The organism is Oceanicola sp. D3 (assembly GCF_006351965.1).
Taxonomy (GTDB): domain Bacteria; phylum Pseudomonadota; class Alphaproteobacteria; order Rhodobacterales; family Rhodobacteraceae; genus Vannielia.
The window spans coordinates 536635-556222 of record NZ_CP040932.1 but is presented as its reverse complement, the minus strand read 5'-3'; the positions used below and the strand labels follow the sequence as shown (position 1 = coordinate 556222).

Annotated in this window: 21 protein-coding genes, 1 tRNA gene, 1 other RNA gene and 1 riboswitch; of the genes, 14 read left to right on the top strand and 9 right to left on the bottom strand. The window is 64.4% G+C overall.

Annotated elements, in window-relative coordinates:
• Window positions 1-17 precede the first annotated feature (17 nt).
• The 3 genes from FHY55_RS02925 (at window position 18) to ffs (ending at window position 2478) form a co-directional block, all read left to right on the top strand.
• Window positions 18-1925, top strand: coding sequence for a bifunctional 2',3'-cyclic-nucleotide 2'-phosphodiesterase/3'-nucleotidase (locus FHY55_RS02925; RefSeq protein ID WP_140012760.1), 1908 nt, complete (start codon window positions 18-20; stop codon window positions 1923-1925).
• Between the two features lie 63 nt (window positions 1926-1988).
• Window positions 1989-2342 carry a hypothetical protein gene (locus tag FHY55_RS02920; RefSeq protein ID WP_140012759.1) on the top strand — a complete coding sequence of 118 codons (354 nt, stop codon included), beginning with the start codon at window positions 1989-1991 and terminating at the stop codon, window positions 2340-2342.
• A 37-nt stretch (window positions 2343-2379) separates the two neighbouring features.
• An RNA gene (gene ffs, locus FHY55_RS02915) (signal recognition particle sRNA small type) lies at window positions 2380-2478 on the top strand.
• A gap of 112 nt (window positions 2479-2590) precedes the next feature.
• Here ffs and FHY55_RS02910 read toward each other — a convergent pair.
• Window positions 2591-4120 (bottom strand): ankyrin repeat domain-containing protein, encoded by a 1530-nt coding sequence (locus FHY55_RS02910; protein ID WP_140012758.1) that lies wholly within the window; start codon window positions 4118-4120, stop codon window positions 2591-2593.
• Between the two features lie 193 nt (window positions 4121-4313).
• Between FHY55_RS02910 and FHY55_RS02905 the strand changes: the two genes are divergently transcribed.
• The 4 genes from FHY55_RS02905 to recR are packed head-to-tail and all read left to right on the top strand — an operon-like array spanning window position 4314 to window position 7537.
• Window positions 4314-4700 (top strand): YidH family protein, encoded by a 387-nt coding sequence (locus FHY55_RS02905; RefSeq protein WP_140012757.1) that lies wholly within the window; start codon window positions 4314-4316, stop codon window positions 4698-4700.
• A gap of 60 nt (window positions 4701-4760) precedes the next feature.
• Complete coding sequence (locus FHY55_RS02900; protein WP_140012756.1) at window positions 4761-6518, top strand: DNA polymerase III subunit gamma/tau; 1758 nt, start codon at window positions 4761-4763, stop codon at window positions 6516-6518.
• Between the two features lie 38 nt (window positions 6519-6556).
• Window positions 6557-6901 carry a YbaB/EbfC family nucleoid-associated protein gene (locus FHY55_RS02895; protein WP_140012755.1) on the top strand — a complete coding sequence of 115 codons (345 nt, stop codon included), beginning with the start codon at window positions 6557-6559 and terminating at the stop codon, window positions 6899-6901.
• A 36-nt stretch (window positions 6902-6937) separates the two neighbouring features.
• A complete protein-coding gene (recR, locus tag FHY55_RS02890) occupies window positions 6938-7537 on the top strand; it encodes a recombination mediator RecR (protein WP_140012754.1) in 600 nt (199 codons plus the stop codon).
• Here the strand turns inward: recR and FHY55_RS20425 are convergent.
• Window positions 7534-8124 carry a DUF4453 domain-containing protein gene (locus FHY55_RS20425; RefSeq protein ID WP_168222919.1) on the bottom strand — a complete coding sequence of 197 codons (591 nt, stop codon included), beginning with the start codon at window positions 8122-8124 and terminating at the stop codon, window positions 7534-7536. The two genes, recR and FHY55_RS20425, sit on opposite strands and share 4 nt — an antisense overlap.
• A gap of 49 nt (window positions 8125-8173) precedes the next feature.
• Window positions 8174-8929, bottom strand: coding sequence for a DUF1013 domain-containing protein (locus FHY55_RS02880; RefSeq protein ID WP_140012753.1), 756 nt, complete (start codon window positions 8927-8929; stop codon window positions 8174-8176).
• A 130-nt stretch (window positions 8930-9059) separates the two neighbouring features.
• Here FHY55_RS02880 and FHY55_RS02875 point away from each other — a divergent pair, with 130 nt between their 5' ends.
• Window positions 9060-9695 carry a ribonuclease T2 gene (locus FHY55_RS02875; protein WP_140012752.1) on the top strand — a complete coding sequence of 212 codons (636 nt, stop codon included), beginning with the start codon at window positions 9060-9062 and terminating at the stop codon, window positions 9693-9695.
• A gap of 132 nt (window positions 9696-9827) precedes the next feature.
• Here the strand turns inward: FHY55_RS02875 and FHY55_RS02870 are convergent, their stop codons facing one another.
• Window positions 9828-10622, bottom strand: a complete 795-nt coding sequence (locus FHY55_RS02870) for an SDR family NAD(P)-dependent oxidoreductase (protein ID WP_140012751.1) — start codon at window positions 10620-10622, stop codon at window positions 9828-9830.
• 99 nt (window positions 10623-10721) lie between these two features.
• Complete coding sequence (locus tag FHY55_RS02865) at window positions 10722-11150, bottom strand: STAS/SEC14 domain-containing protein (RefSeq protein ID WP_140012750.1); 429 nt, start codon at window positions 11148-11150, stop codon at window positions 10722-10724.
• Between the two features lie 117 nt (window positions 11151-11267).
• Between FHY55_RS02865 and FHY55_RS02860 the strand changes: the two genes are divergently transcribed.
• The 6 genes from FHY55_RS02860 to FHY55_RS02835 all read left to right on the top strand — a co-directional run bounded on the left by FHY55_RS02860 (window position 11268) and on the right by FHY55_RS02835 (window position 16119).
• Window positions 11268-11344: transfer RNA gene (locus FHY55_RS02860), tRNA-Arg, on the top strand.
• A gap of 315 nt (window positions 11345-11659) precedes the next feature.
• Window positions 11660-12520 (top strand): dihydrodipicolinate synthase family protein, encoded by an 861-nt coding sequence (locus FHY55_RS02855; protein WP_140012749.1) that lies wholly within the window; start codon window positions 11660-11662, stop codon window positions 12518-12520.
• Window position 12521: 1 nt separating this feature from the next.
• On the top strand, window positions 12522-13178 hold the full coding sequence (locus FHY55_RS02850) for a GntR family transcriptional regulator (RefSeq protein WP_140012748.1): 657 nt from the start codon (window positions 12522-12524) through the stop codon (window positions 13176-13178).
• A gap of 77 nt (window positions 13179-13255) precedes the next feature.
• Window positions 13256-14215 (top strand): TRAP transporter substrate-binding protein DctP, encoded by a 960-nt coding sequence (gene dctP, locus FHY55_RS02845; RefSeq protein WP_254695481.1) that lies wholly within the window; start codon window positions 13256-13258, stop codon window positions 14213-14215.
• A gap of 51 nt (window positions 14216-14266) precedes the next feature.
• A complete protein-coding gene (locus FHY55_RS02840) occupies window positions 14267-14827 on the top strand; it encodes a TRAP transporter small permease (protein ID WP_140012746.1) in 561 nt (186 codons plus the stop codon).
• Window positions 14824-16119: a TRAP transporter large permease gene (locus FHY55_RS02835; RefSeq protein WP_140012745.1), complete on the top strand. Its 1296-nt coding sequence runs from the start codon at window positions 14824-14826 to the stop codon at window positions 16117-16119. Before FHY55_RS02840 ends, FHY55_RS02835 begins: the two co-directional genes overlap by 4 nt.
• Before the next feature lie 187 nt (window positions 16120-16306).
• Here FHY55_RS02835 and FHY55_RS02830 read toward each other — a convergent pair whose 3' ends face one another.
• The 4 genes from FHY55_RS02830 to FHY55_RS02815 all read right to left on the bottom strand — a co-directional run bounded on the left by FHY55_RS02830 (window position 16307) and on the right by FHY55_RS02815 (window position 19441).
• Entirely contained in the window at window positions 16307-17284 is a 978-nt protein-coding gene (locus FHY55_RS02830) for an ABC transporter substrate-binding protein (protein WP_254695407.1), read from the bottom strand.
• On the bottom strand, window positions 17281-18033 hold the full coding sequence (locus FHY55_RS02825; protein WP_140012744.1) for an ABC transporter ATP-binding protein: 753 nt from the start codon (window positions 18031-18033) through the stop codon (window positions 17281-17283). The genes FHY55_RS02830 and FHY55_RS02825 overlap by 4 nt, the downstream gene beginning before the upstream one ends.
• Window positions 18026-18787 (bottom strand): ABC transporter permease, encoded by a 762-nt coding sequence (locus FHY55_RS02820; protein WP_140012743.1) that lies wholly within the window; start codon window positions 18785-18787, stop codon window positions 18026-18028. The genes FHY55_RS02825 and FHY55_RS02820 overlap by 8 nt, the downstream gene beginning before the upstream one ends.
• A gap of 42 nt (window positions 18788-18829) precedes the next feature.
• On the bottom strand, window positions 18830-19441 hold the full coding sequence (locus FHY55_RS02815; protein ID WP_140012742.1) for a YkoF family thiamine/hydroxymethylpyrimidine-binding protein: 612 nt from the start codon (window positions 19439-19441) through the stop codon (window positions 18830-18832).
• Window positions 19434-19539: riboswitch (TPP riboswitch) on the bottom strand. It overlaps the preceding gene by 8 nt.
• Between the last annotated feature and the right edge of the window lie 49 nt (window positions 19540-19588).

The window sequence follows — 19588 nt, the reverse complement described above, 5'->3', positions numbered from 1 at the left end:
CACGGCCACCTCCGCTCATGACACGCCCCGAAGACAAGCTCGAAGCGCCCCACCCGGCGGCCCGGCTGCACCTGCGCCTCGCAGCCACGTCAGACTTGCATATGAACCTGCTGGGCTACGACTATCTGAGCGACGCACCTTCCCCCGGCGTGGGCCTGGCCCGGGTCGCCACCCGAATTGCCGAGGCGCGCGCCGAGGTGCCCGGCATGGTGCTGCTCGACAATGGCGATTTTCTGCAGGGCACCCCAATGGGCGATTTCGCGGTGCATGAACGGAAGACGGAGGCACAGCCACACCCGATGATCGCGGCGATGAACCTGCTGAGGTACGATGCCGTCGGCCTCGGAAACCATGAGTTTGACTATGGGCTGGAGGCGCTGGAACATGCTTTGAAAGGCGCAGATTTTCCGGTGCTCTCCGCCAATGCGCTGCGGCAGCGTGGGGCCGATCCGTCGCAGGATGCACCGCTCGTCCGCCCATGGGTGCTGATCGACCGCAAACTGCCGGACGAGAGCGGAAAGCTTCATTCCATCCGCATCGGTGTCATCAGCGTGCTGCCCCCTCAGGTGCTGAAGTGGGACAAAGAGCGCTTGGAGGGCCGGATGGAAGTGCGATGCATGATCGAAGCCACCCGCGCCCATGTGCCCGCCATCCGTGCGGCAGGGGCCGATGTGGTGGTGGCACTCGCCCATTGCGGCCCGTCTCACCGGCCCGAAACGGCTGGCATGGAAAATGCCTTGGTACCCATCGCCCGTATCGAGGGAGTCGACGCGCTGGTTGCCGGTCATGTGCACAGGCTCATCCCCGGGCCATTCTACGCCGGGCTGCCGGGGTTAGAGGCAGAAGCCGGATTGGCAGGCGGCAAGCCCGTTGTCATGCCCGGCATTGCCGGCAGCCACCTGGGCTTGATTGACCTCGCGCTGGAGAGTGCCGGGGCGGGCTGGCAGGTGGCCGAGGTACAGTCATCGCTCCGCCCCATCGCCCGTCGCAGCGCGAAAGGGCCCGTTGCACTGGTGGCGGAAGCCCCTGAAGTTCAGCGCGCCATGGCAAAGGATCATGCGGCGACGCTTGCCTTTATCCGCCGCCCCATAGGCCACACGGAAATTGCGCTTCAAAGCTACACAAGCCTCGCTGGCCCCTGCCCGGTCATCCACACGATCAACGCCGCCCAGCGCTGGTACGTGCGCCGCGCCCTGCCCGATATCAACCTTCCCGTGCTCTCCGCTGCCGCGCCGTTCAAGGCTGGCGGGCCAGCGGGGCCGGAGAACTTCACCGATATTCCTCCCGGCCCGCTGACGGTCAAAAACCTCGCCGCCCTCTACCCCTTCCCCAACACCATCCGCGCCATCCGCGTCACAGGAGCCGACCTGCGCGACTGGCTGGAACGCGCAGCCGGTGCCTTCAACCAGCAAATGCCCGGCGGCGATGAACAGGCGCTGCTCAACCCCGAATTTCCAAGCTACGACTTTGACGTGATCGCAGGGCTGACCTGGCAAATTGATCTCTCCCGTCTCGCCCGTTTCAGCCATGACGGGCAGGAGGCCGCCACTGGTGCAGGGCGTGTCAGGCAGCTGAGCTACAAGGGCGAGCCAGTGCGCGCGGAGCAAGAATTTGTTGTGGCCACAAACAGCCATCGGATTGGCGGCGGCGGTCTCTATGCGCCGCTGGCCAATGCCGAGGTGGTGCTGGCAGAGCAAATCAGCAGCCGAGACGTGCTGATGCGCTACATCGCCGACTGTGGCAGCCTGCGGGAGCCGGCCAAACCCTGCTGGCGGTTCGGCCCGCTCGGCGGGGGCAGCGCCCTGCTGGAAACCGGTAGGGGCGTGGAGGCGCACCTTGGGTGTATCGCTCAAAGCGGTGCCAGCAAGGTGCGATTGGGCGAGGTCAACGACACCGGATTCCAAAGCGTGCATATCACGATTTGAGGCGCTGGCATTGGCTCGCGCGGCGGGATAGGTAGAGCCCGCAACAGCAAGGGAGGCGCATTGATGCGCAAGATCGTCTGGCTCATCGCCATCCTCGCCATCGCGGCGCTGGCCGCAGCCTTCACCAAGCCGGGTCAGGCCGATGTTGAGGCCGAGTTGAAGGCCCAATTCCTTCAGCGGCTTGCCAACACCAACCCCAGCGCCCAGCAAAACGGCGGCGATTTCGCCCTGACGCTGATGTGCAAGGCCGACCATGACGCCTGCTACGAGCTTATCCGCAGCGGCCTTGATGTCACCTACGATGACCGCACGCTCTATGCTGCCGTCGACGTGGAGGGCTTTGGCGAAGCCATCCGATGCTATGGTGCCTTCACCCGGTTCTTCTGCAACGGCGACATCCCGGTCAAAGACGGCTGACCTTGCGAATCTCGCGGCACCACCCTACATAGCGCCTTGAGAGGTTGGCGCGGGCGAGCGCCTCGCCAACCCGGTCAGATCCGGAAGGAAGCAGCCGTAACGAGCCCCGCTTGGGTCGTTGTCCAGCCTCTCACCTAAGTATGTGTGCGCAGCGCACATGCGAAGCGCGGCAGGCGTGTTTCAAAGAAACACGCCGAGAGCAGCCCCCAAAAAATAGCCGAGCGAAGCGAGGCTACGACCAGCCTCGCCTAGAGGTTCTCCTCCACCCGCTCAGGATGCGCCTCGGCATATTCCGCCAGTATCCCCGCAATCTCCTCACTGCCGGTAAACACCAGATACCCCCGATACAGCGGCAAGCCCGCATCCAGCGCCAGCCGCACGCATCCAAGGTGGTCCCGCGTTTCACGGTCCGGCGCATTGGCCGCGCCGTGCAGTATGGTGCCGAGCAAGTCGCCGCCGTAACTGTTTTTGTGCCCAAGGTCCGGGCCTAGCGAGAGCAAGAAAGCCATGATCTCCGAAAGCCCCTCCCAACCCGCAATCTGAACCGGCGGCACGCCCATGCCATCGGGCCTGTCCCACTCCATTCCGGCGGCCACCAGCGCTTTCACCCGCGGCAGCGCGCCGGGCAGGTGAATGATGCCGCGCAGCATCGTGCGGGTCTCCGGGCTCAGTTTCTCGGGCTCAAGCCGCCCCTTGGGCACACGACCTTCCGCCGCCTCGGCAATGATCGCGTCCTGCGCGTCAAGCGTGGTCTCGCCACCGGCTTTGGCGATGACGCTGGCCACCTCGGCATTTCCGAAGATCCGCGCCGTGGCATAGGGGCTGCGCCCGTCCCAGGGCGCGGTCAGCGAGGCACCCGCCTCGATCAGCAGCCGCGCCACGGCGCCCGAGCGCATCCGCCGTGCGGCCTGATGCAGCGCCGAGGCTTTCATCGGCGGCTGGCCCGAGGCGTGGTCTGCCACTCCTTCGTTCGGGTCCGCGCCAGCGTCGAGCAACATGCGCACCGGCTCGATATCCTCGAAATCCAGCGCCCGCAGCAACGCATTGGTGCCCTCGTTCCGCGCGCCGGCCTCCAGCAGCATCCGCAGCCCCTCGTGATGCCCCAACTCGGTGGAGTGATAGAGCGACTCGCCGTCGTTCGGGTCCGCCCCGCAGTCCAGCAGCCAGCGGCCCAGCGCCATGTTGTCGCCGTGGCCGATGGCCCCATAGAGCGGCGAGAGCATATGGCCCGATCCGCCCGCCTCCGGCTTGCCCGCGTTCACATCCGCGCCATGGGCCAACAGCAGATCGGCCAGCGCAAGCATCTCGCCCGCATCGCCATCGCCGTGGCACCACCTGGAAAAAGCGAGGCGGCAGAGCGGCGTCGCCCCCTCGATCTCCCGGGTCGCCACGGCCGGATCGGCGTCAACCGCCGCGCGCCAGGCCGCCACATCATAAAGTGCCGCCGCCACGCCCAGATCGGCGCGCGCCAGCTCGGGTGACACCGCCAGAACCTCGCGCGTGGCCCAGTGAAAGCCGTTCTCCAGCGCTTCCCGCAGCCGCCTCAACCTTTGCTCAGGCGTGGCCGCGCGCAGCTCGAGCCGCAGCTTCAGCCGGGGCCAGCTCTCCGCCCCCTCCTCGCCCGCAATCACATGCAGCGCGTCCACATGGCGCAGCGGTTCAAGCCGCTCGGGCGGCAGCACTGCACCCGCGCGGGCAAGCGCCTCGGCCTCGCCCGCGGCATGGGCCTTCTTGAGCCGCTTGGCGGCCCGGCGAAAACGGTCGATCTCGGAAGTCATGGTCAGGTTTCCCTTGGTCAGGGCCCGATGGTCCGCCAGCGCTGGGCCACAAGAAAAACCGGTATCGGTTCCGTTCTTCTCAGGGGGCCTTTCAGCTTTCCGCGGACCGGGGATGCCGCCCTGCGCGGCCCGCTCAGGCTAGCGGGCGTCAGGGGACATAGGCAAGCCCTCTCGCCCGCGCTAGGCTCACCCCATGCAAGACGGATGCCCCGAAGACCCCGACACCAGGACAGAATGGGCCGAGAGCCGCACCGACTGGGCGGAGGATCGCACGTTGCAGGCCAACGAGCGCACCTTTGCGGGCTGGATGCGTACCGGCCTCGGCTCGGTGGCGGTGGCCATCGGCCTCAAGGCCGTCTTCGGCGATTTCGATCCCACATGGGCCGCAAAGGCCGTCGCCAGCCTCTTCATCCTCTCTGCGCTGGTGATCTTCTTCTTCGCCCAGCGTAACGCCCGGCGCACGCAAGACAGGCTGTCAGACCACGCCGCCGAGCCGCTCAAGCACACCCATTTCACCACCATCGCCAGCCTCTTCGCCGTGGCGACGCTCGCGGTGGGTTTCGTGCTCTGGTCGCTTTGAGCCATGGACCTCTGCCAGCCCAACCCCTAGATTGAGGCGGGTCCACTGCACCGAGGCGACATGAGCGAAACCGCGAAATCCGGCTACCAGGTTCTGGCGCGCAAATACCGCCCGCTCACCTTTGCCGACCTTGTCGGGCAAGAGGCGATGGTGCGCACCCTCAAGAACGCCTTCGAGGCCGACCGCATCGCCCAGGCCTTCATCATGACCGGGATTCGCGGCACCGGCAAAACCACTACCGCGCGGATCATCGCAAAGGGGCTGAACTGCGAGACCGGGCCAACCACCGACCCCTGCGGCAAATGCGATGCCTGCGTGGCCATCGCCGAGGGCCGCCACGTCGACGTGATCGAGATGGACGCGGCCTCCAACACCGGCATCGACGACATCCGCGCCGAGGTGCTGGATACGGTGCACTACGCGCCCGCCAATGCGCGCTACAAGGTCTACATCATCGACGAGGTTCACATGCTGTCCAAGAGCGCGTTCAACGCGCTTCTGAAGACGCTGGAAGAGCCGCCCGCCCACGCCAAGTTCATCTTCGCCACCACCGAGATCCGCAAGGTGCCGGTGACGGTCTTGAGCCGCTGCCAGCGGTTCGACCTGCGCCGGATCGAGCCGGAAGACATGATCGCGCTGATGCGCCGGATCACCGAGGCCGAGGGCGGCAAGATCACCGACGACGCGCTGGCGCTACTGGCGCGGGCCTCGGAAGGCTCGGCGCGGGATGCAACTTCGCTGCTGGATCAAGCCCTTGGCCAAGGCGGCGAGGAGGCGAGTGCCGAGACGGTGCGCGCCATGCTCGGGCTGGCCGACAGGGGGCGGGTGCTTGACCTCTTCGAGATGGTGCTGCGCGGCGATGCGCCCGGCGCCCTTGGCGAACTGGCGCAGCAATATGCCGAAGGGGCCGACCCGATGGCCGTGCTGCGCGACCTTGCGGAAGTGACCCATTGGGTCTCTGTGACCCAGATCACGCCGGATGCGGGCGATGACCCCACGATCTCGCCCGACGAGCGGGATAGAGGCCGCGCGCTGGCCGAGAGCATTTCGATGCGGGTGCTGTCGCGGATGTGGCAGATGCTCCTGAAATCACTGGAAGAAGTGAGCCAAGCCCCCAACGCGATGATGGCCGCCGAAATGGCGATTATCCGGCTCACCCATGTGTCGGAGCTGCCCACGCCCGATGAGCTGATCCGCAAGTTGAAGGACATGCCACCTCCACCGCCGCCCGGCCCGGGTGGGGGTGGCGGCGGCAATGGCGTGGCCGCGCCCTCTGCGCAGGCCCCCGCCGTGAGCCACTCCGCCGCGCCGCCTGTGTCTGCCCCTGCTGGCACGCCGCATGGCACTGCAACGGCGCTCGCCGTGGAACCCGAGGTGGCATTGGCCCGCTATGGGAGGTTCGAGGATGTGGTCGAGCTGATCCGCCACCACCGTGACGTGAAGCTGCTGGTGGAGGTCGAAACCACGTTGCGGCTGGCGCGTTACCAACCCGGGCGGATAGAGTTTGAGCCCACCGAAGATGCCGCGCCGGACCTTGCCGCGCGGCTGGGCGGGCGGCTGCAAACGTGGACAGGCGTGCGCTGGGGCGTTTCGGTTGTGGGCTCCGGTGGCGGAGAGACGATTGCGGAAGTGCGCGATGCCGAGCGCGTGGCGCTGGAGGAAGAGGTGAAGAAACACCCTCTGGTGCAGGCCGTTCTGGCAGAGTTCCCGGCGGCCCGGATCAAGGAGATCCGCACCCCGCAGGAGATTGAGGCGGAAGCCGCCGCAGAGGCGCTTCCGGAAGTGGATGACGAGTGGGATCCGTTCGAAGAGGACTGACCCGCTGATATGAAGATAAATCGCTGAAAGGTTAACAGATGCTTAAAGGACTGGGCCAACTGGGCGACATGGCCAAGATGATGAAGGCCGCGCAGGAGATGCAGGGCAAAATGGCGGCTTTGCAGGACGAGCTGGCCGAAATGACCGTAGAGGGCGAGAGCGGCGCAGGGCTGGTCAAGGCCCGCTGCACCGCCAAGGGCGTGCTCAACGGGCTGGATATCGACCCGTCGATCTTCAACCCCGACGAAAAGGAAGTGGTCGAAGACCTGATTCTGGCCGCGATCAAGGACGCGCAGGCCAAGGCCCAGGTGAAAGCCCGCCAAGAGATGGAAAAGATCACCCGCGAGATGGGCCTGCCCGAGGGCATGGACCTGCCGCTCTGAACCCTCGCACAGACGGGTTAACAGGCAGATAACCGCATGGCCGGAGACCAGGAAGAGATCGAGGGGCTGATTGCCCTCATGGCCCGGCTGCCCGGCCTTGGGCCGCGCTCGGCCCGGCGGGCGGTGCTTCAGCTGATCAAGAAGCGCGGCCAGCTGCTTGTCCCGCTGGCCGATTCGATGCGCGTGGTGGCTGAAACAGCCCGCGAGTGCCTGCGCTGCGGCAATGTGGGCACCGCCGACATCTGCACAATCTGCCAGAGCGAGAAGCGTGGCACCGGCGAGCTTTGCGTGGTCGAGGACGTGGCCGACCTCTGGGCGATGGAGCGGGCTGGTGTGTTCAAGGGGCGCTACCATGTGCTGGGCGGCGTGCTTTCGGCGCTTGATGCCGTAGGGCCTGAAGAGCTGCGCATCCCCCGTCTTGCAGAGCGGGTGCGCGAAGAAAACATCACCGAGGTGATCCTTGCGCTGAATGCCACCGTCGATGGCCAGACCACGGCCCACTACATCGCGGATCAGCTTGAAGACATGGGCGTAACAATCACCTCACTGGCCCAAGGCGTGCCCGTGGGCGGTGAGCTGGATTACCTTGACGACGGCACCATTGGCGCAGCGCTCAGGGCGCGAAAATCGCTTTAGCCCGCAAGGCCTTCGCACTGCTCCGGGCCCCACTCCAATGCCGACCACCCGGCCTTTTTGAGCGTGCCGTTGTCGAAGACTTGCACGTATTCCCAAACCTGCCCCTCTGCCTGCTCCACCTCATGCGAAAACAGCAGAACATCCCCGGGTGACAGCTGAAAAAGTGTTTCTGCCGAGAGACTTGTGCCACTGCGCAGCCCCACCGGCCCGCCCTTCCAGCCGATACACCCCGACTCGCCCATTCCACGGATCGGCAGCACCGAAAGGCGGCGGCGGATGTCGAGATCAGGAATGTCGAGGCTGGTGCGGCTGGCGTCGACAACACAGCCCTCCTCGGCTGTCTTGACCCGCGCCAACCGGGCCTTTTGGGCCTCTGTCAGGTCGGGGGATTTGGTGGTGCATCCCTCGTTGCCGAACACGGCCTGCCCGAGCGGTGAGCCAAAGCAATAGCCGGCCTCGTGGAAAATCGCGTTGCGGGTAAACCAATGCTCATCGCATGTGCCGTCACCGGCGAATGCGGGGCTGGCGAGGAGGGCAAAAAAGGCAGCGAGGCGCATGGCAAAGAAAATCCCGGCGAGTGAGGTCACTGCCGGGATCGTCGATCTTTGTGGCCTTCAAATCAAGGCCAGAGCGTGCTTAGGGCTGCTCGTCGTCGGAGCCGCTCTCATCATCGGGGAGGTTGAAGAAGCTGTCGGCGTCGAGCACCTCTTCCTCTTTCTTCTCCTCTTCCTCTTCGTTGCCGGAGAGGGTGAAGGTTTCCAGCCCGGAGATGGCGGAGGGGATCTTGGGCTCGGGCTCGGCGGTGAGGCTCTGCTCGGTGGAGAGCAGCTTGCGGCGCTCATCATCCGACATCGCCTCGCCTTCGCGGGCCTTCTTGGCGGCGGCTTTCTGAACAGCCGCATCGAGCTCGGTCTGCTTGCAGAGGCCCAGCGCAATCGGGTCAATCGGTTGAATATTCGAGATATTCCAGTGCGTGCGCTCACGGATCGCCTGAATGGTCGGCTTGGTGGTGCCCACCAGTTTGCCAATCTGGCCGTCGGTCAGCTCGGGGTGGAACTTGACCAGCCAGAGGATCGACGCGGGGCGGTCCTGACGCTTGGACAGGGGCGTGTAACGGGGGCCACGGCGCTTTTCTTCGCCGACGGCGGCCTGGTTGAACTTGAGCTTCAACTTGCGACCGGCGTCCTTTTCGGCGGCGTCGATCTCATCTTGGGTGAGCTGGTTGTTCGCGATCGGGTCAAAGCCCTTCACACCGGCGGCCACGTCACCATCGGCGATGCCCTGAACCTCAAGCTCGTGGAGCCCGCAGAATTCGGCTATCTGCTTGAAACTCAACGTCGTATTATCAACCAGCCAGACAGCGGTGGCTTTTGCCATGAGCGGTTTGTTCATTGCTAGAAACTCCTTGAGCACGACTTTCCCGACGCCGGAAAGGCGACCCCGGGTTTTGGCGGGGTGAGTTCACATTGTCGGGGAACTTGGGGGGCTATATAGGGAAAACTGGCGAGGAAAGGAAGGGCAAATGCGGGCTTGGATTGCGGCGATACTGATTGGCCTGACGGGGCCTGCATGGGCCGAGGGGGAGCCTGCGGGGGCGTTTGATTACTACGTGATGAGCCTGTCGTGGTCGCCCAACTGGTGTGCGCTGGAAGGGGATGCCAAGGGCTCGCCACAGTGCGACAGAGGCCGGGGTTTCGGCTGGGTGCTGCACGGGCTCTGGCCGCAGAACGAGCGCGGGTGGCCAAGCTATTGCCGCACCGGCGCGCGCGACCCGAGCCGTGCGCAAACCGCTGAAATGGCTGACATAATGGGCACCTCCGGCCTTGCGTGGTATCAGTGGAAAAAGCATGGCCGCTGCGCCGGGCTCTCGGCCACCGACTACTTTGCCACGGCCCGGGCAGCCTATGGCAGCGTGACCCGGCCCGAGGTGCTGCGGCAGCTGAAAGACCCGATCACCCTGCCCGCTTCGGTCATCGAAGAGGCTTGGCTGCGCGACAACCCGGACCTGCACGCCGATATGCTCACCGTGACCTGCAAGGCGGGGCGTATTCAGGAGGTGCGGATCTGCCTGACAAAGGATCTGGAGCCGCGCGAATGCGGGGTGGATGTGTCACGCGATTGCCGGATGCGGGACGCGGGATTCGAGCCAATTCGCTGAGTGGTTAACGGGCCATGCCCCCCCAAAAAGAGGGGGGCAACAACCCATGCACATCCTATGCACAATCCATGCATACGATTTTGCACGTCGGATCGCCGCGGCAATCGTTAACACCGCGTGCGGCGGTCACGTTCAAAACGGCGTTTCGACCACGCCGCCATCGGCCCTGAGCGCGGCGCCAGTCGTGGCGGAGGCGTCGGGCGAGCAGGCGTAGGCGATCATGCTGGCCACTTCCTCGCAGGTGGTCGGGCGACCAAGGATCGAGCTGGGGCGGGCCTCATGCACGAAAGCTGTTGCCGCCTCATCAAAGCTCTCCCCGGTTTCGGAGCTGCGCTGTTCGATCATCTCGACGAAGCCCTCCGAGGTGGTCGGGCCGGGCAGCACGGCGTTTACAGTCACGCCGGTTTCGCGCAGGCGCTTGGCAAGGCCGCGCGACAGGGCAAGGAGGGCGGTTTTGGTGAGGCCGTAGTGGATCATGTCATCGGGGATGTTCACCGCGGATTCCGAGGAGAGAAACACGATCCGCCCCCAGCCCTTCTCCTGCATCTGCGGCGCGAGGGCGCGGGAGAGGCGGACGGCAGACATGATGTTGGTGTCGAAATAGCTCTGCCACGTGGCGTCACCGGTTTCGAAGAAGTCTCCGGGCCCGTAGATGCCAAGGTTGTTCACGAGGATATCGACGCTGTCGAGGGCAGAGAGCGTCTTGTCGCAGCCTTCGGCGGTGGAAAGATCGGCGGCGATGCCGGTAACGCGGGCCTCGGGCTGGGATTTGGCGAGGCGGGCCACGGCCTCGTCCACCCGCTCGGGCGTGCGCCCGTTCAGCACCACGCTGGCACCGGATTTCGCGAGGCCCTCGGCCACGGCAAAGCCGATGCCGCCGGTGGAGCCGGAAATGAAGGCGGTCTTGCCGCCGAGATCATAGGTCATGACTGTCTCCTTTCACGGTTTCAGATGCGGCGCTTCGGTGAGAAGGCCACGGATAGCCGGGATGCGTGCCACGCAAACCTGCGCGGCGATGCGGGAAGGTCAGATGGGGAAGGAATCGCCCATGGGCGGGTCGGCCTGGGCTTCGGCGGACGCGTCCGGCTCGCTGATCCAGGCTTTTGCCGCCCCGCGCTTGGCCAGAGGAAAGGTTCGCACCGGCGCTTTGATGAGCGGGGCGAAGAGGTGCACCGATTTGGCGACCCAACCGGCATCGGTGACAACGGCGATGCGGGAGAAGTCATGCAGATGGCTCATGCCGAGCCGGGCATCGCTCATCGCGGCCCCTGCGGTGAACCCTTCGAAGGTCTCGTCGAGAATGTAGAGCAGGCGGATATGCGCGTGGCGGCGCAGCCGATGCTCGACCTCGGGGCGCAGCACCGTCTCGTAGGCCTCGGCGTCTATCGTGCCAGAGCCCTTCACGGCGAGCACCTCGGGCGGGAAGTCGGGGAGAATAGAGAAACCATTGGTCATGTCGCTCTCCTTTCATGAGATCAACGCGCGGCACGCTGCCCGGTTTCTGCTGCCGCAAGAAAACCCGCGCGATCCCCCTTGCATTGCCCGGGAGGGCCGGTTAGATGACGGCTCCACGCGCTGGTAGCTCAGTTGGATAGAGTACTTGACTACGAATCAAGGGGTCGGGGGTTCGAATCCTCCCCAGCGCGCCACTTCCCTCCATTTTAATCGTTCCTTGGTCGCCCTGTAGCCCGTACGGGCGATTTGTGGCCCTTGGAATCCCAATTTTCTCTGTGTTTGATCCTTCGGTTTGGCCGTGCGTTCCCTTGTCAGGCTTAGCAGAACGCATTGTGAGGCGGGTTTGTCATGGGCCTGCCGCTACGATGTTTCCCGCAGGGACAGGGATACTCCGATCGTCGGATTCGCGCGCTCGGCTGAGTCTGGCTCTGGGCATCCACAACTAACATGTCAGTTGTGGATGTAGTGATGACCTGCTATTTCTCCCCTAAGGACGGGGAGAATCTCAACTGGAACACTTTGGCATCTCGGTTGCCCTGCTGACGCCTTTCACTGCAGAGGGTGCTATCGACACCACGCAGCTTGGTCAGCACGCACGGCACCTTTTGGATCGCGGGGCGCGGGGCGTCACGCTGTTTGGCACTACGGGAGAAGGCGCTTCGGTGGGCCTTTCGGAACGGGCTGCCGGGATCGACGCCCTGTTGCAGCACGGCTGCCCGGCTGAAGCGATCACGCTTGGCATTTGCGCGACGTCCATCGCCGATGCGTTGGAGCAGATCACGCAGGGCACGCGCCGAGGGGTACAGACGTTTCTGCTGCTGCCGCCCTTCTACTTCAAGGGATGCAGTGACGACGGGTTGTTTGCCTGGCATGCCGAGCTGTTCGCGCAGGCCGACCCGGGGGCCCGGTTCATCCTCTATCACATCCCGCAGGTTTCTGGCGTTGGCCTCTCGGTCGACCTTGTGCGGCGGCTGGCCGATCATGCGCCCGAGCGGGTGCAGGCGATCAAGGACAGCTCGGGTGACTGGGAGAATGCCAAGGCGCTGATCGCGCTGGGCACGGTGACGGTTCTTGTCGGGGATGAACGGCTGCTGCACCGCGCCGTGGCGCTTGGGGCCGGTGGCTCGATTTGCGGGATGGCCAACCTCTATCCCGAGCGGATGGCGCGCATTGTAGAGACCGCCACCGAAGATCCGGAGCTGAGCGCCGAAGTCTCGCGCATTGTGGCGAAGCCGGTCATCCCTGCGCTGAAGGCGGTTATTGCCGCACGCAGTGGAAACGCCGCATGGGAGCGGATGCGCGCCCCCTTTGCCCCGCTCAGCGCGGCCGAACGTGCGGAGCTTCCCATGCAAGAGAAAGCCGAGGCCTGACATGGGCGAACCGGCGGCCCGGCAGCGCGATCACGCCTATTCGAGCTTTACCGACAAGCTCCTGTCCCGGGATATCCAGCCGGGTCAGTTCGTGTCGCAGCGCGAGTTGGTCGAGTTGACGGGCATGCCGCTTGGCGCCATTCGCGAGATGATCCCACGGCTTGAGGCCGATGGCCTGATCCGCACCTCGCCGAAGCGCGGATTGCAGATCCTGTCGATCGACCTCGACCTGATCCGCAACGCATTTCAGTTGCGCCGGATCATCGAGGGGGAGGCTTTTGCGAGCTTCTGCCGGACCGCGCAGGATGACGACCTGGCACGCATCGCACGCGCGCATGCGGAGATGCGGGAGGAAGCGGCACGCGGCGTGACGCCAGATGTGCTTGAGCGCGCGCAGCGGATGGATTGGGCTTTTCACGACCACGTGGTCGACCATATGCAGAACCGCATCGTTTCGGATATCTACCGGGTGAACTCGATCAAGATCCGCCTGATCCGGAACGAGAATACACGAATGCTGCCCGAGCTCGTGGTTTCGGTGATGGACGAACACATGCCCATCGTCGAAGCTCTGATTGCCCGGGACGAGGCGGCGACGGTTGCGGCCATTCAGGCGCATATCAACAGCGCAAGGAGCCGCGCGCTGGAATTTGAATAACACCTAGGGCCAAGGCCCGACCAACAAGTGGAGGAGGAAACATGACACTCATTGGCAAGAAAGGCGCACTGGCGCTGATGACGGCCGCGATGCTGGCCGGACCAGCCGCGGCGCAAGACAAGGTGACGGTGCGGATGTCGACCCCGGCATCGGAAACCGACCAACGCTCGGTTGCGCTGGCAGAGGTCTTCGGGCCGGCTGTCTCGGATTTTGTGACCTATGAGCCGCATTACAACGCGTCGCTCATCGCACAGGGCTCCGAGTTGGAGGCTATCGCATCGGGTGACTTGGAAATGTCGATCGCGTCGGCGCAGGAGCTGGCCCAGTTCTTCCCCGAATTTTCGATCTTTGCCACCGGCTATGTGCATCAGGATGCGGCGCATCAGGTTGCCGTGTTCAACGATGCGCTGATGGACCCGTTCAAGCAGAAGGTTGAGGACGAGCTTGGCGTGAAGCTGCTGAGCGTGATGTACCTAGGTCGTCGGCACGTCAACCTGCGGCAATGCCGCGACGAGGTGGACGTGAAGACGCCGGAAGACCTGAACGGGATCAACCTGCGGATGCCGGGCACCGATGCGTGGCAGTTTCTCGGCAAGGCGCTTGGCGCGAACCCGACGCCGATGTCTTTCACCGAGGTCTACACCGCGCTTCAGACTGGCTCGGTCGATGGGCAGGACAATCCGCTGCCAACGGTCGTGGACGCCAAGTTTTACGAGGTGACCTGCCAGATCGCGCTGACGTCGCACCTTGTGGACCTGAACTATGTCGCCTTCTCCAAGGAAGTCTGGGACGGCCTGACCGCCGAACAGCAGGGTGCCGTGCAGCAAGCGGCGGATGAAGCCGCTGAATCTGGACGCCAGAACCAGCTTGCGAAGGAAGAAGAGCTTGTTTCCTTCCTGCGCGAGAACGGGCTTGAGATTTACGAACCCGACCTTGCGGCCTTCCGCTCGCATGTTCAGGCGCAGTACCAAGGCACCGAGTTTGCGGCCGCTTGGCCCGAAGGCGTGCTGGACCAGATCAACGCCCTCGGCAACTGACCGACTGCCGGGCGGCTCAAGGGCCGCCCGGCCATCAGGGATTTTTGAACAATGATGCAGACCGTTCACGTCATCAGGCGCGGCGCCGAGGTTTTTGTCGGCGTGCTCATGGCCTGCATGTTTCTGACATTCATCCTGCAAATCACCATCCGCTACACCGCGCGGCTCTCATGGATTGCGGAGGCCGTGCCCCTGCTTGATCCGAGCCACTACGGCTGGACACTGGAGTTTTGCCTTCTGCTGTGGATCTGGATCATCTTCGCTGGCGGTGCCTTTGTGGTGCGCGACGAAGACCACGTGACCTTTGACATGATCTCCGGCCACGTCCGGCCCGGCATCCGCCGCTGGTTTATCATCATCGGCGGGTTGGCCATTGCGATTGGCCTTGCGGCCTCGATCCTGCCGACGTGGGACAAATTTTACATCTTGCGCCTGAAAAAGACGGCCACGCTCTCGGGCCTCTTCGGCGACTGGATCCGGATGCGTGATGTCTACTCCGTTTACATGCTGTTTCTCGTAGTGGTCTCGCTTCGATCTGCCTGGGAAGTCTGGCAAGCGATCCGAGGCCGCGCACCCGCGCCCGCCGAGGGCACCACGGGGCCGATCGAATGAGCGGCGCGTTCCTTCTGTGCCTTGGCACGATCTTCGTGATCGCCGGGATCGGGCGGCCGATTGCGCTGGCCATTCTGCTTGGCTCCATCGTCTACATGGTGGCAATCGGGCAAGATATCGGGCTGGCCGGCAAAGTGCTGATGGATGGGCTCTACAACAGCTTTATCCTGCTGGCTGTGCCGCTCTTCATCGTTGCCGCCAACATCATGAACGCGGGCACCATCAGCGACCGTCTGCTGGGCTTCTGCGTTGCGATGGTGGGGCGATTCCGGGGCGGTTTGGGGCACGTCAACGTGGTGGCCTCGCTGATCTTCTCCGGCATGTCGGGCTCTGCCGTGGCGGATGCGGCGGGGATCGGGAAGATCATCATCTCGATGATGACGCGGTCGGGCCAATACACCCGTGGCTACGCGGCTGCGATCACGGCGGCATCGGCCACCATCGGCCCGATCATTCCGCCCTCGATCCCGATGGTGCTCTATGCGCTGGTTTCGAACACCTCGATTGGCTACCTCTTTCTTGGCGGCATCGTGCCCGGGCTTTTCATGGGTCTCGTGCTGATGGGCATGAACACCATGATCTCGCACCGTCGCGGCTTTGCGCTTGAGGAGCCTGTGCCGCTGTCGGAGCTACCCAAGCGCACGCTGACGGCCTTCCCTGCCCTGCTGATGCCGGCGATCCTGCTTTATGGCATTTACGGTGGCGTCACCACGCCGACCGAGGCTGCCGCCATTGCCGCCTTCTACGCCCTCGTGTTGGCCGCGCTCTTTTACCGAGCACTGAGCTTTCGGGCGCTGAGCAGCATCCTTGTGGAAAGCGCCCGCTCTTCTGCCGCCGTGGGCCTTGTGATCGGCGGCGCGCTGATCCTGAACTACGTGGTTGCCTCCGAGAACATCCCCACCCTGCTTGCCCAAAAGCTCGTGGGCCTCGACGTGCATCCGCTGGTCTTTCTGCTTGGGGTCAACATCCTGCTGCTGCTGCTCGGCTGCGTGCTGGATGCGACCACGATCATCTTGGTGATCATCCCGCTCTTCCTGCCGACCTGCCGCGAGCTTGGCATCGACCTTGTGCACTTTGGCGTGGTTGCCGTGGTGAACTGCATGGTGGGGCTGATCACGCCGCCCTATGGGGTGCTGCTGTTCGTCATCAACGCGGTCACGCGCATCCCTCTGGCGGAGATCATCCGCGAGATCTGGCTGTTCCTCTTTGCCCTGATCGCGGCGCTCGCGCTCATGATCCTGTTCCCCGGGATCGTTCTGTGGCTGCCTAGGGTCTTTGGCTACGAAGGCTAAGGCACGAGAGATGGCCTGCCGTTTAGCGGAGCCCGCACTGACCTAGCATGTAGGGCGGGCGCTCCCTTTCGATCCGGAAGAGAGGCTGGTTAAACGGCAGGTCGTGGCCCAGGGGTGCACCCCACATAGGCAGAGGGGCACCCTTGCTCTGATGACGCTCGGCAGAGCCAAGGGTGCGCAGCATGGCTCAGTTGGCTCTCCAGCTTTGATCGACCCAGTCTGACACATCACCAGGCCATTGCAGCGGGGTGCCGCTCTGATCCTTGAGAACTCCGCTGTCGTAGAGGAATTGGGCCATCGTGTTGAGGCGGGTCAGGTCGATCTGGCCGACCGGGGTGGTGCCGTCGGTGAGGTAGGCGCCCTCGTCGATGACGCGCATGGAGCCGCGCACGAGGTCTTCGTTGGGAAAATCACCGGCGTCGATCAGGATACTGGCGGCCTCCTGCGGATGCTCGGCGGCCCAAGCGTAGCCCTTTTGGGTTGCCGTCATGAAGGCTTTGACCCGTTCGGGGGCGGTGGCCAGCGTTTCTGTGCGGGTTCCGATATAGCCGCCCTGCGGCTCGGGCACGCCGTAGTCGTTGTAGACGAAATGCGATTGGTCGCGGCCCAGAAGCTCGCTGTTCACCCCTTCCCATGTTGCGACTTCGAGGGTGAAATCCACCGCGCCCGAGGCCAGCGCCTCATAGGCGCCGGTGCCCAGCGTCACGGTATCGTAGTTTGGGGTGCCGCCGTCATTTTCGATCATGGTCGAGATGAGCGCGTCTTCCCATGCGCTGCCGAAGCCTGCGTAGGTTTTGCCTTCGAGGTCGGCGGGACGGGTGATTGCGCTATTGTCGGAATTGTAGGCAAGCCGCCCCGCCTCGCGCTGCATGGTGACCCAAAGCCCGGTGATCTCTGCGCCGCCCGCCTTGGTGCTCATGAAGCCGAGGGCCGTCATATAGGCAAAGTCCACCGCCCCGGCGGCAAGCAGCGCGGTTGAGGCGCTGTCGGAATAGGGCAGGATATCCACCTCAAGCCCGGCCTCCTCGTAAAAGCCCTTTTCCCGGGCGACGATCAGGCCGATGTGGTTGGTGTTCAGCGTCCAGTCGAGCGCGATGCTCACCTCTTCGGCAGTTGCCATTTGCGCGGCAAGACATGCGGCGAGGCTGAGTGATGCGAGTTTCATGGTGTTTCCTCAAGTAGCATGGATTTGAGCGTCGCGCGGACCTCAGCCAGGGCGGCTTCTGTCCGCTCGGCGCGGGGGGTGGTGATGGGTATGTCGCCGATGATGCGCCCCGGCCCGCCCGCCATGACGAGCACGCGATCGGCAATCTGGGTGGCTTCGAACAGGTCGTGCGTGACCATCAGAACGGTGCGCGGATCTTGTGCAAGGCGCGCCATGAGCCAGCCCTGCATTCGCAGCCGGGTGACCGCATCGAGCGCCGAAAAGGGCTCGTCCAGCAGCAGCAGACGGGCGTCCTGAACCGTGGTTCGCAGGAAGGCCGCGCGCTGGCGCATCCCGCCTGAGAGCTGGTCGGGAAAGCTGTGCTCATGGCCCTGAAGGCCGAAGGCGGGGAAGAGAGCGCGCACCCTGTCTCGCGCCGCAGCCTTGGGGGTGCCGCGAATCTCCAGCCCGAGGCTGGCGTTTTCGAGGATCGTGAGCCACGGGAACAGCGTGTCTTGCTGGGGTTGATAGGCGATGGCGCTGTGGGGGAGTGACAGCGCGGCACCGTCCAGCAAGACGCGGCCTCCGGGGGGCAATTCGGCTGTCAGCTCGGGGGCCAGCACACCGGCGAGCCATTTCAGCACAGAGCTTTTGCCGCAGCCGGAAGGGCCGATCAGGCAGGTGAGCTGCCCTGTGGCGAGGTGCAGCGACAGATCGCTGACCAGTGGCACCTCTTCGGCCCGGATCGTCAGCCCCTTCACCTCAAGCATGGGACGCCCTCCGATACCGGCGCCCGGTGGCCCGGTCGACAAGCTGGATCAGGGCAAGGAGGGTGAGGGTCAGCAGGGCCGAAACGGTGACAGCGGAGAGCACGAGGTCTGCGCGGAAGTTGTTTTTGGCGGTCAGGATATAAATGCCCAACCCCTGCCGCGCGCCCGCGTATTCGGCAAAGATCGTCGCAACGATGGCATAGGTTGCCGAGATCCTGAGGCCGGAAAAGAAATGCCCACGGGCGGAGGGGAGCGTGGCGCGCCGGAACACCTGCCAGCGGCCCGCGCCCATGGACACCAGCTGATCGTGAAAGGCACGCGGCAGGGTGGCGTAACCGGCCATAAGGCTGACCACCATGGGAAAGAAGGTTACGAGGATGACCAGCAGCACCTTGGGCAGCAGGCCGAACCCGAACCACAGCACCATCAGCGGCGCGATGGCGACGATGGGCACGGTTTGGCTGGCGATGAGCAGCGGCATCATCCCCCGCCTCAGCCACCCGGCAAAATGCAGCGCGATGGACACGGTGAACGCGAAGGCGACCGAGAGGCCAAAGCCGATGGCGGCAACCTTGATTGTTGCGAAGGCATGGCGGGCGATGTCGCCCTGCTCAACCCGCAGGCCGCGCAGCACGTCGCTTGGCGCGGGCAGCACCAGAGGCGAAACGCCGGTAAAAGCCACGTAGCCCTCCCAACCTCCGAGGAAGGCGGCGGCCAGCAGGGCGGCCGGAAAGATATGTTGCCGAAACATCATGCGTGACCGAGCACGGGGGCGAGGCCCCGTGGCTTGAAGGTGTCAGCGCAGGCTTGGGCTGTTGGCCGAGGCGGTCAGGTCAATGGTGACATGCCCCTCTGCCGGACCGAACCGCAGGAAGGCCTGCCGCAAGGTCTCGAACACCGCGCCGGCATCACCGCGCAGCCGCGTGCAGAAGTTCTTCGTCTTGAAGAAGGTGCCGCTCTCTCTCAGGAAGTCGATGCAGCCGTAGATCTCATCCATATGCGCATCGCTGCCCATCACGTAGAGCGAGAACTGAACGTCGATCTCGACGCCGGCGGTCGGCGCGCTGCCGACGGCCTGCGCGGCAAGCTGCTTGCGGTCTGCTAGGCTCTCGCCCTGCGCGCGCTCCAGCACCTCGCAGCGGCAGGTCGCATCATCCGGCTCGCCCGGGCAGCCACGCGAGAGGGTGACATGCATGGTCACATGCTCCGGGCGCTTGGCCGCAGCGGCAAAGAGATCACGGATCGCGCCGAACAGTGGTTCGGGCGGGCCGACCATGAGAGTCGACATGTCGTCTGTCTCGATCCTGAGGTCGGACTTGTATGGGGTAAGGGCGGTGAGCCCGGTGGTGATGACATCCACGAAATCGGACGTCATCGGATAAAGTGACACTTGCGCGCCTATGAACATGCTAGCACCTCGCTCCGCTGGTATTATCCAGATCAGCTGTGAAAGGGTTCGCGCGGTCGCGCATCTCAGCCCCGAAAGGAGCACCCCTGGTTATGTGCGGGCAAACTGGGTCAGGCGGTGTGGGATGTCAACCGGCTGTAACCGGGG

Bases quoted from the DNA above. Each gene is read 5' to 3' on its own strand.
- FHY55_RS02925 (WP_140012760.1), top strand. From the start codon at position 18: ATGACACGCCCCGAAGACAAGCTCGAAGCGCCCCACCCGGCGGCCCGG.
- FHY55_RS02920 (WP_140012759.1), top strand. From the start codon at position 1,989: ATGCGCAAGATCGTCTGGCTCATCGCCATCCTCGCCATCGCGGCGCTG.
- FHY55_RS02910 (WP_140012758.1), bottom strand. From the start codon at position 4,120: ATGACTTCCGAGATCGACCGTTTTCGCCGGGCCGCCAAGCGGCTCAAG.
- FHY55_RS02905 (WP_140012757.1), top strand. From the start codon at position 4,314: ATGCAAGACGGATGCCCCGAAGACCCCGACACCAGGACAGAATGGGCC.
- FHY55_RS02900 (WP_140012756.1), top strand. From the start codon at position 4,761: ATGAGCGAAACCGCGAAATCCGGCTACCAGGTTCTGGCGCGCAAATAC.
- FHY55_RS02895 (WP_140012755.1), top strand. From the start codon at position 6,557: ATGCTTAAAGGACTGGGCCAACTGGGCGACATGGCCAAGATGATGAAG.
- recR (WP_140012754.1), top strand. From the start codon at position 6,938: ATGGCCGGAGACCAGGAAGAGATCGAGGGGCTGATTGCCCTCATGGCC.
- FHY55_RS02880 (WP_140012753.1), bottom strand. From the start codon at position 8,929: ATGAACAAACCGCTCATGGCAAAAGCCACCGCTGTCTGGCTGGTTGAT.
- FHY55_RS02875 (WP_140012752.1), top strand. From the start codon at position 9,060: ATGCGGGCTTGGATTGCGGCGATACTGATTGGCCTGACGGGGCCTGCA.
- FHY55_RS02870 (WP_140012751.1), bottom strand. From the start codon at position 10,622: ATGACCTATGATCTCGGCGGCAAGACCGCCTTCATTTCCGGCTCCACC.
- FHY55_RS02865 (WP_140012750.1), bottom strand. From the start codon at position 11,150: ATGACCAATGGTTTCTCTATTCTCCCCGACTTCCCGCCCGAGGTGCTC.
- FHY55_RS02850 (WP_140012748.1), top strand. From the start codon at position 12,522: ATGGGCGAACCGGCGGCCCGGCAGCGCGATCACGCCTATTCGAGCTTT.
- dctP (WP_254695481.1), top strand. From the start codon at position 13,256: ATGACGGCCGCGATGCTGGCCGGACCAGCCGCGGCGCAAGACAAGGTG.
- FHY55_RS02840 (WP_140012746.1), top strand. From the start codon at position 14,267: ATGATGCAGACCGTTCACGTCATCAGGCGCGGCGCCGAGGTTTTTGTC.
- FHY55_RS02835 (WP_140012745.1), top strand. From the start codon at position 14,824: ATGAGCGGCGCGTTCCTTCTGTGCCTTGGCACGATCTTCGTGATCGCC.
- FHY55_RS02830 (WP_254695407.1), bottom strand. From the start codon at position 17,284: ATGAAACTCGCATCACTCAGCCTCGCCGCATGTCTTGCCGCGCAAATG.
- FHY55_RS02825 (WP_140012744.1), bottom strand. From the start codon at position 18,033: ATGCTTGAGGTGAAGGGGCTGACGATCCGGGCCGAAGAGGTGCCACTG.
- FHY55_RS02820 (WP_140012743.1), bottom strand. From the start codon at position 18,787: ATGATGTTTCGGCAACATATCTTTCCGGCCGCCCTGCTGGCCGCCGCC.
- FHY55_RS02815 (WP_140012742.1), bottom strand. From the start codon at position 19,441: ATGTTCATAGGCGCGCAAGTGTCACTTTATCCGATGACGTCCGATTTC.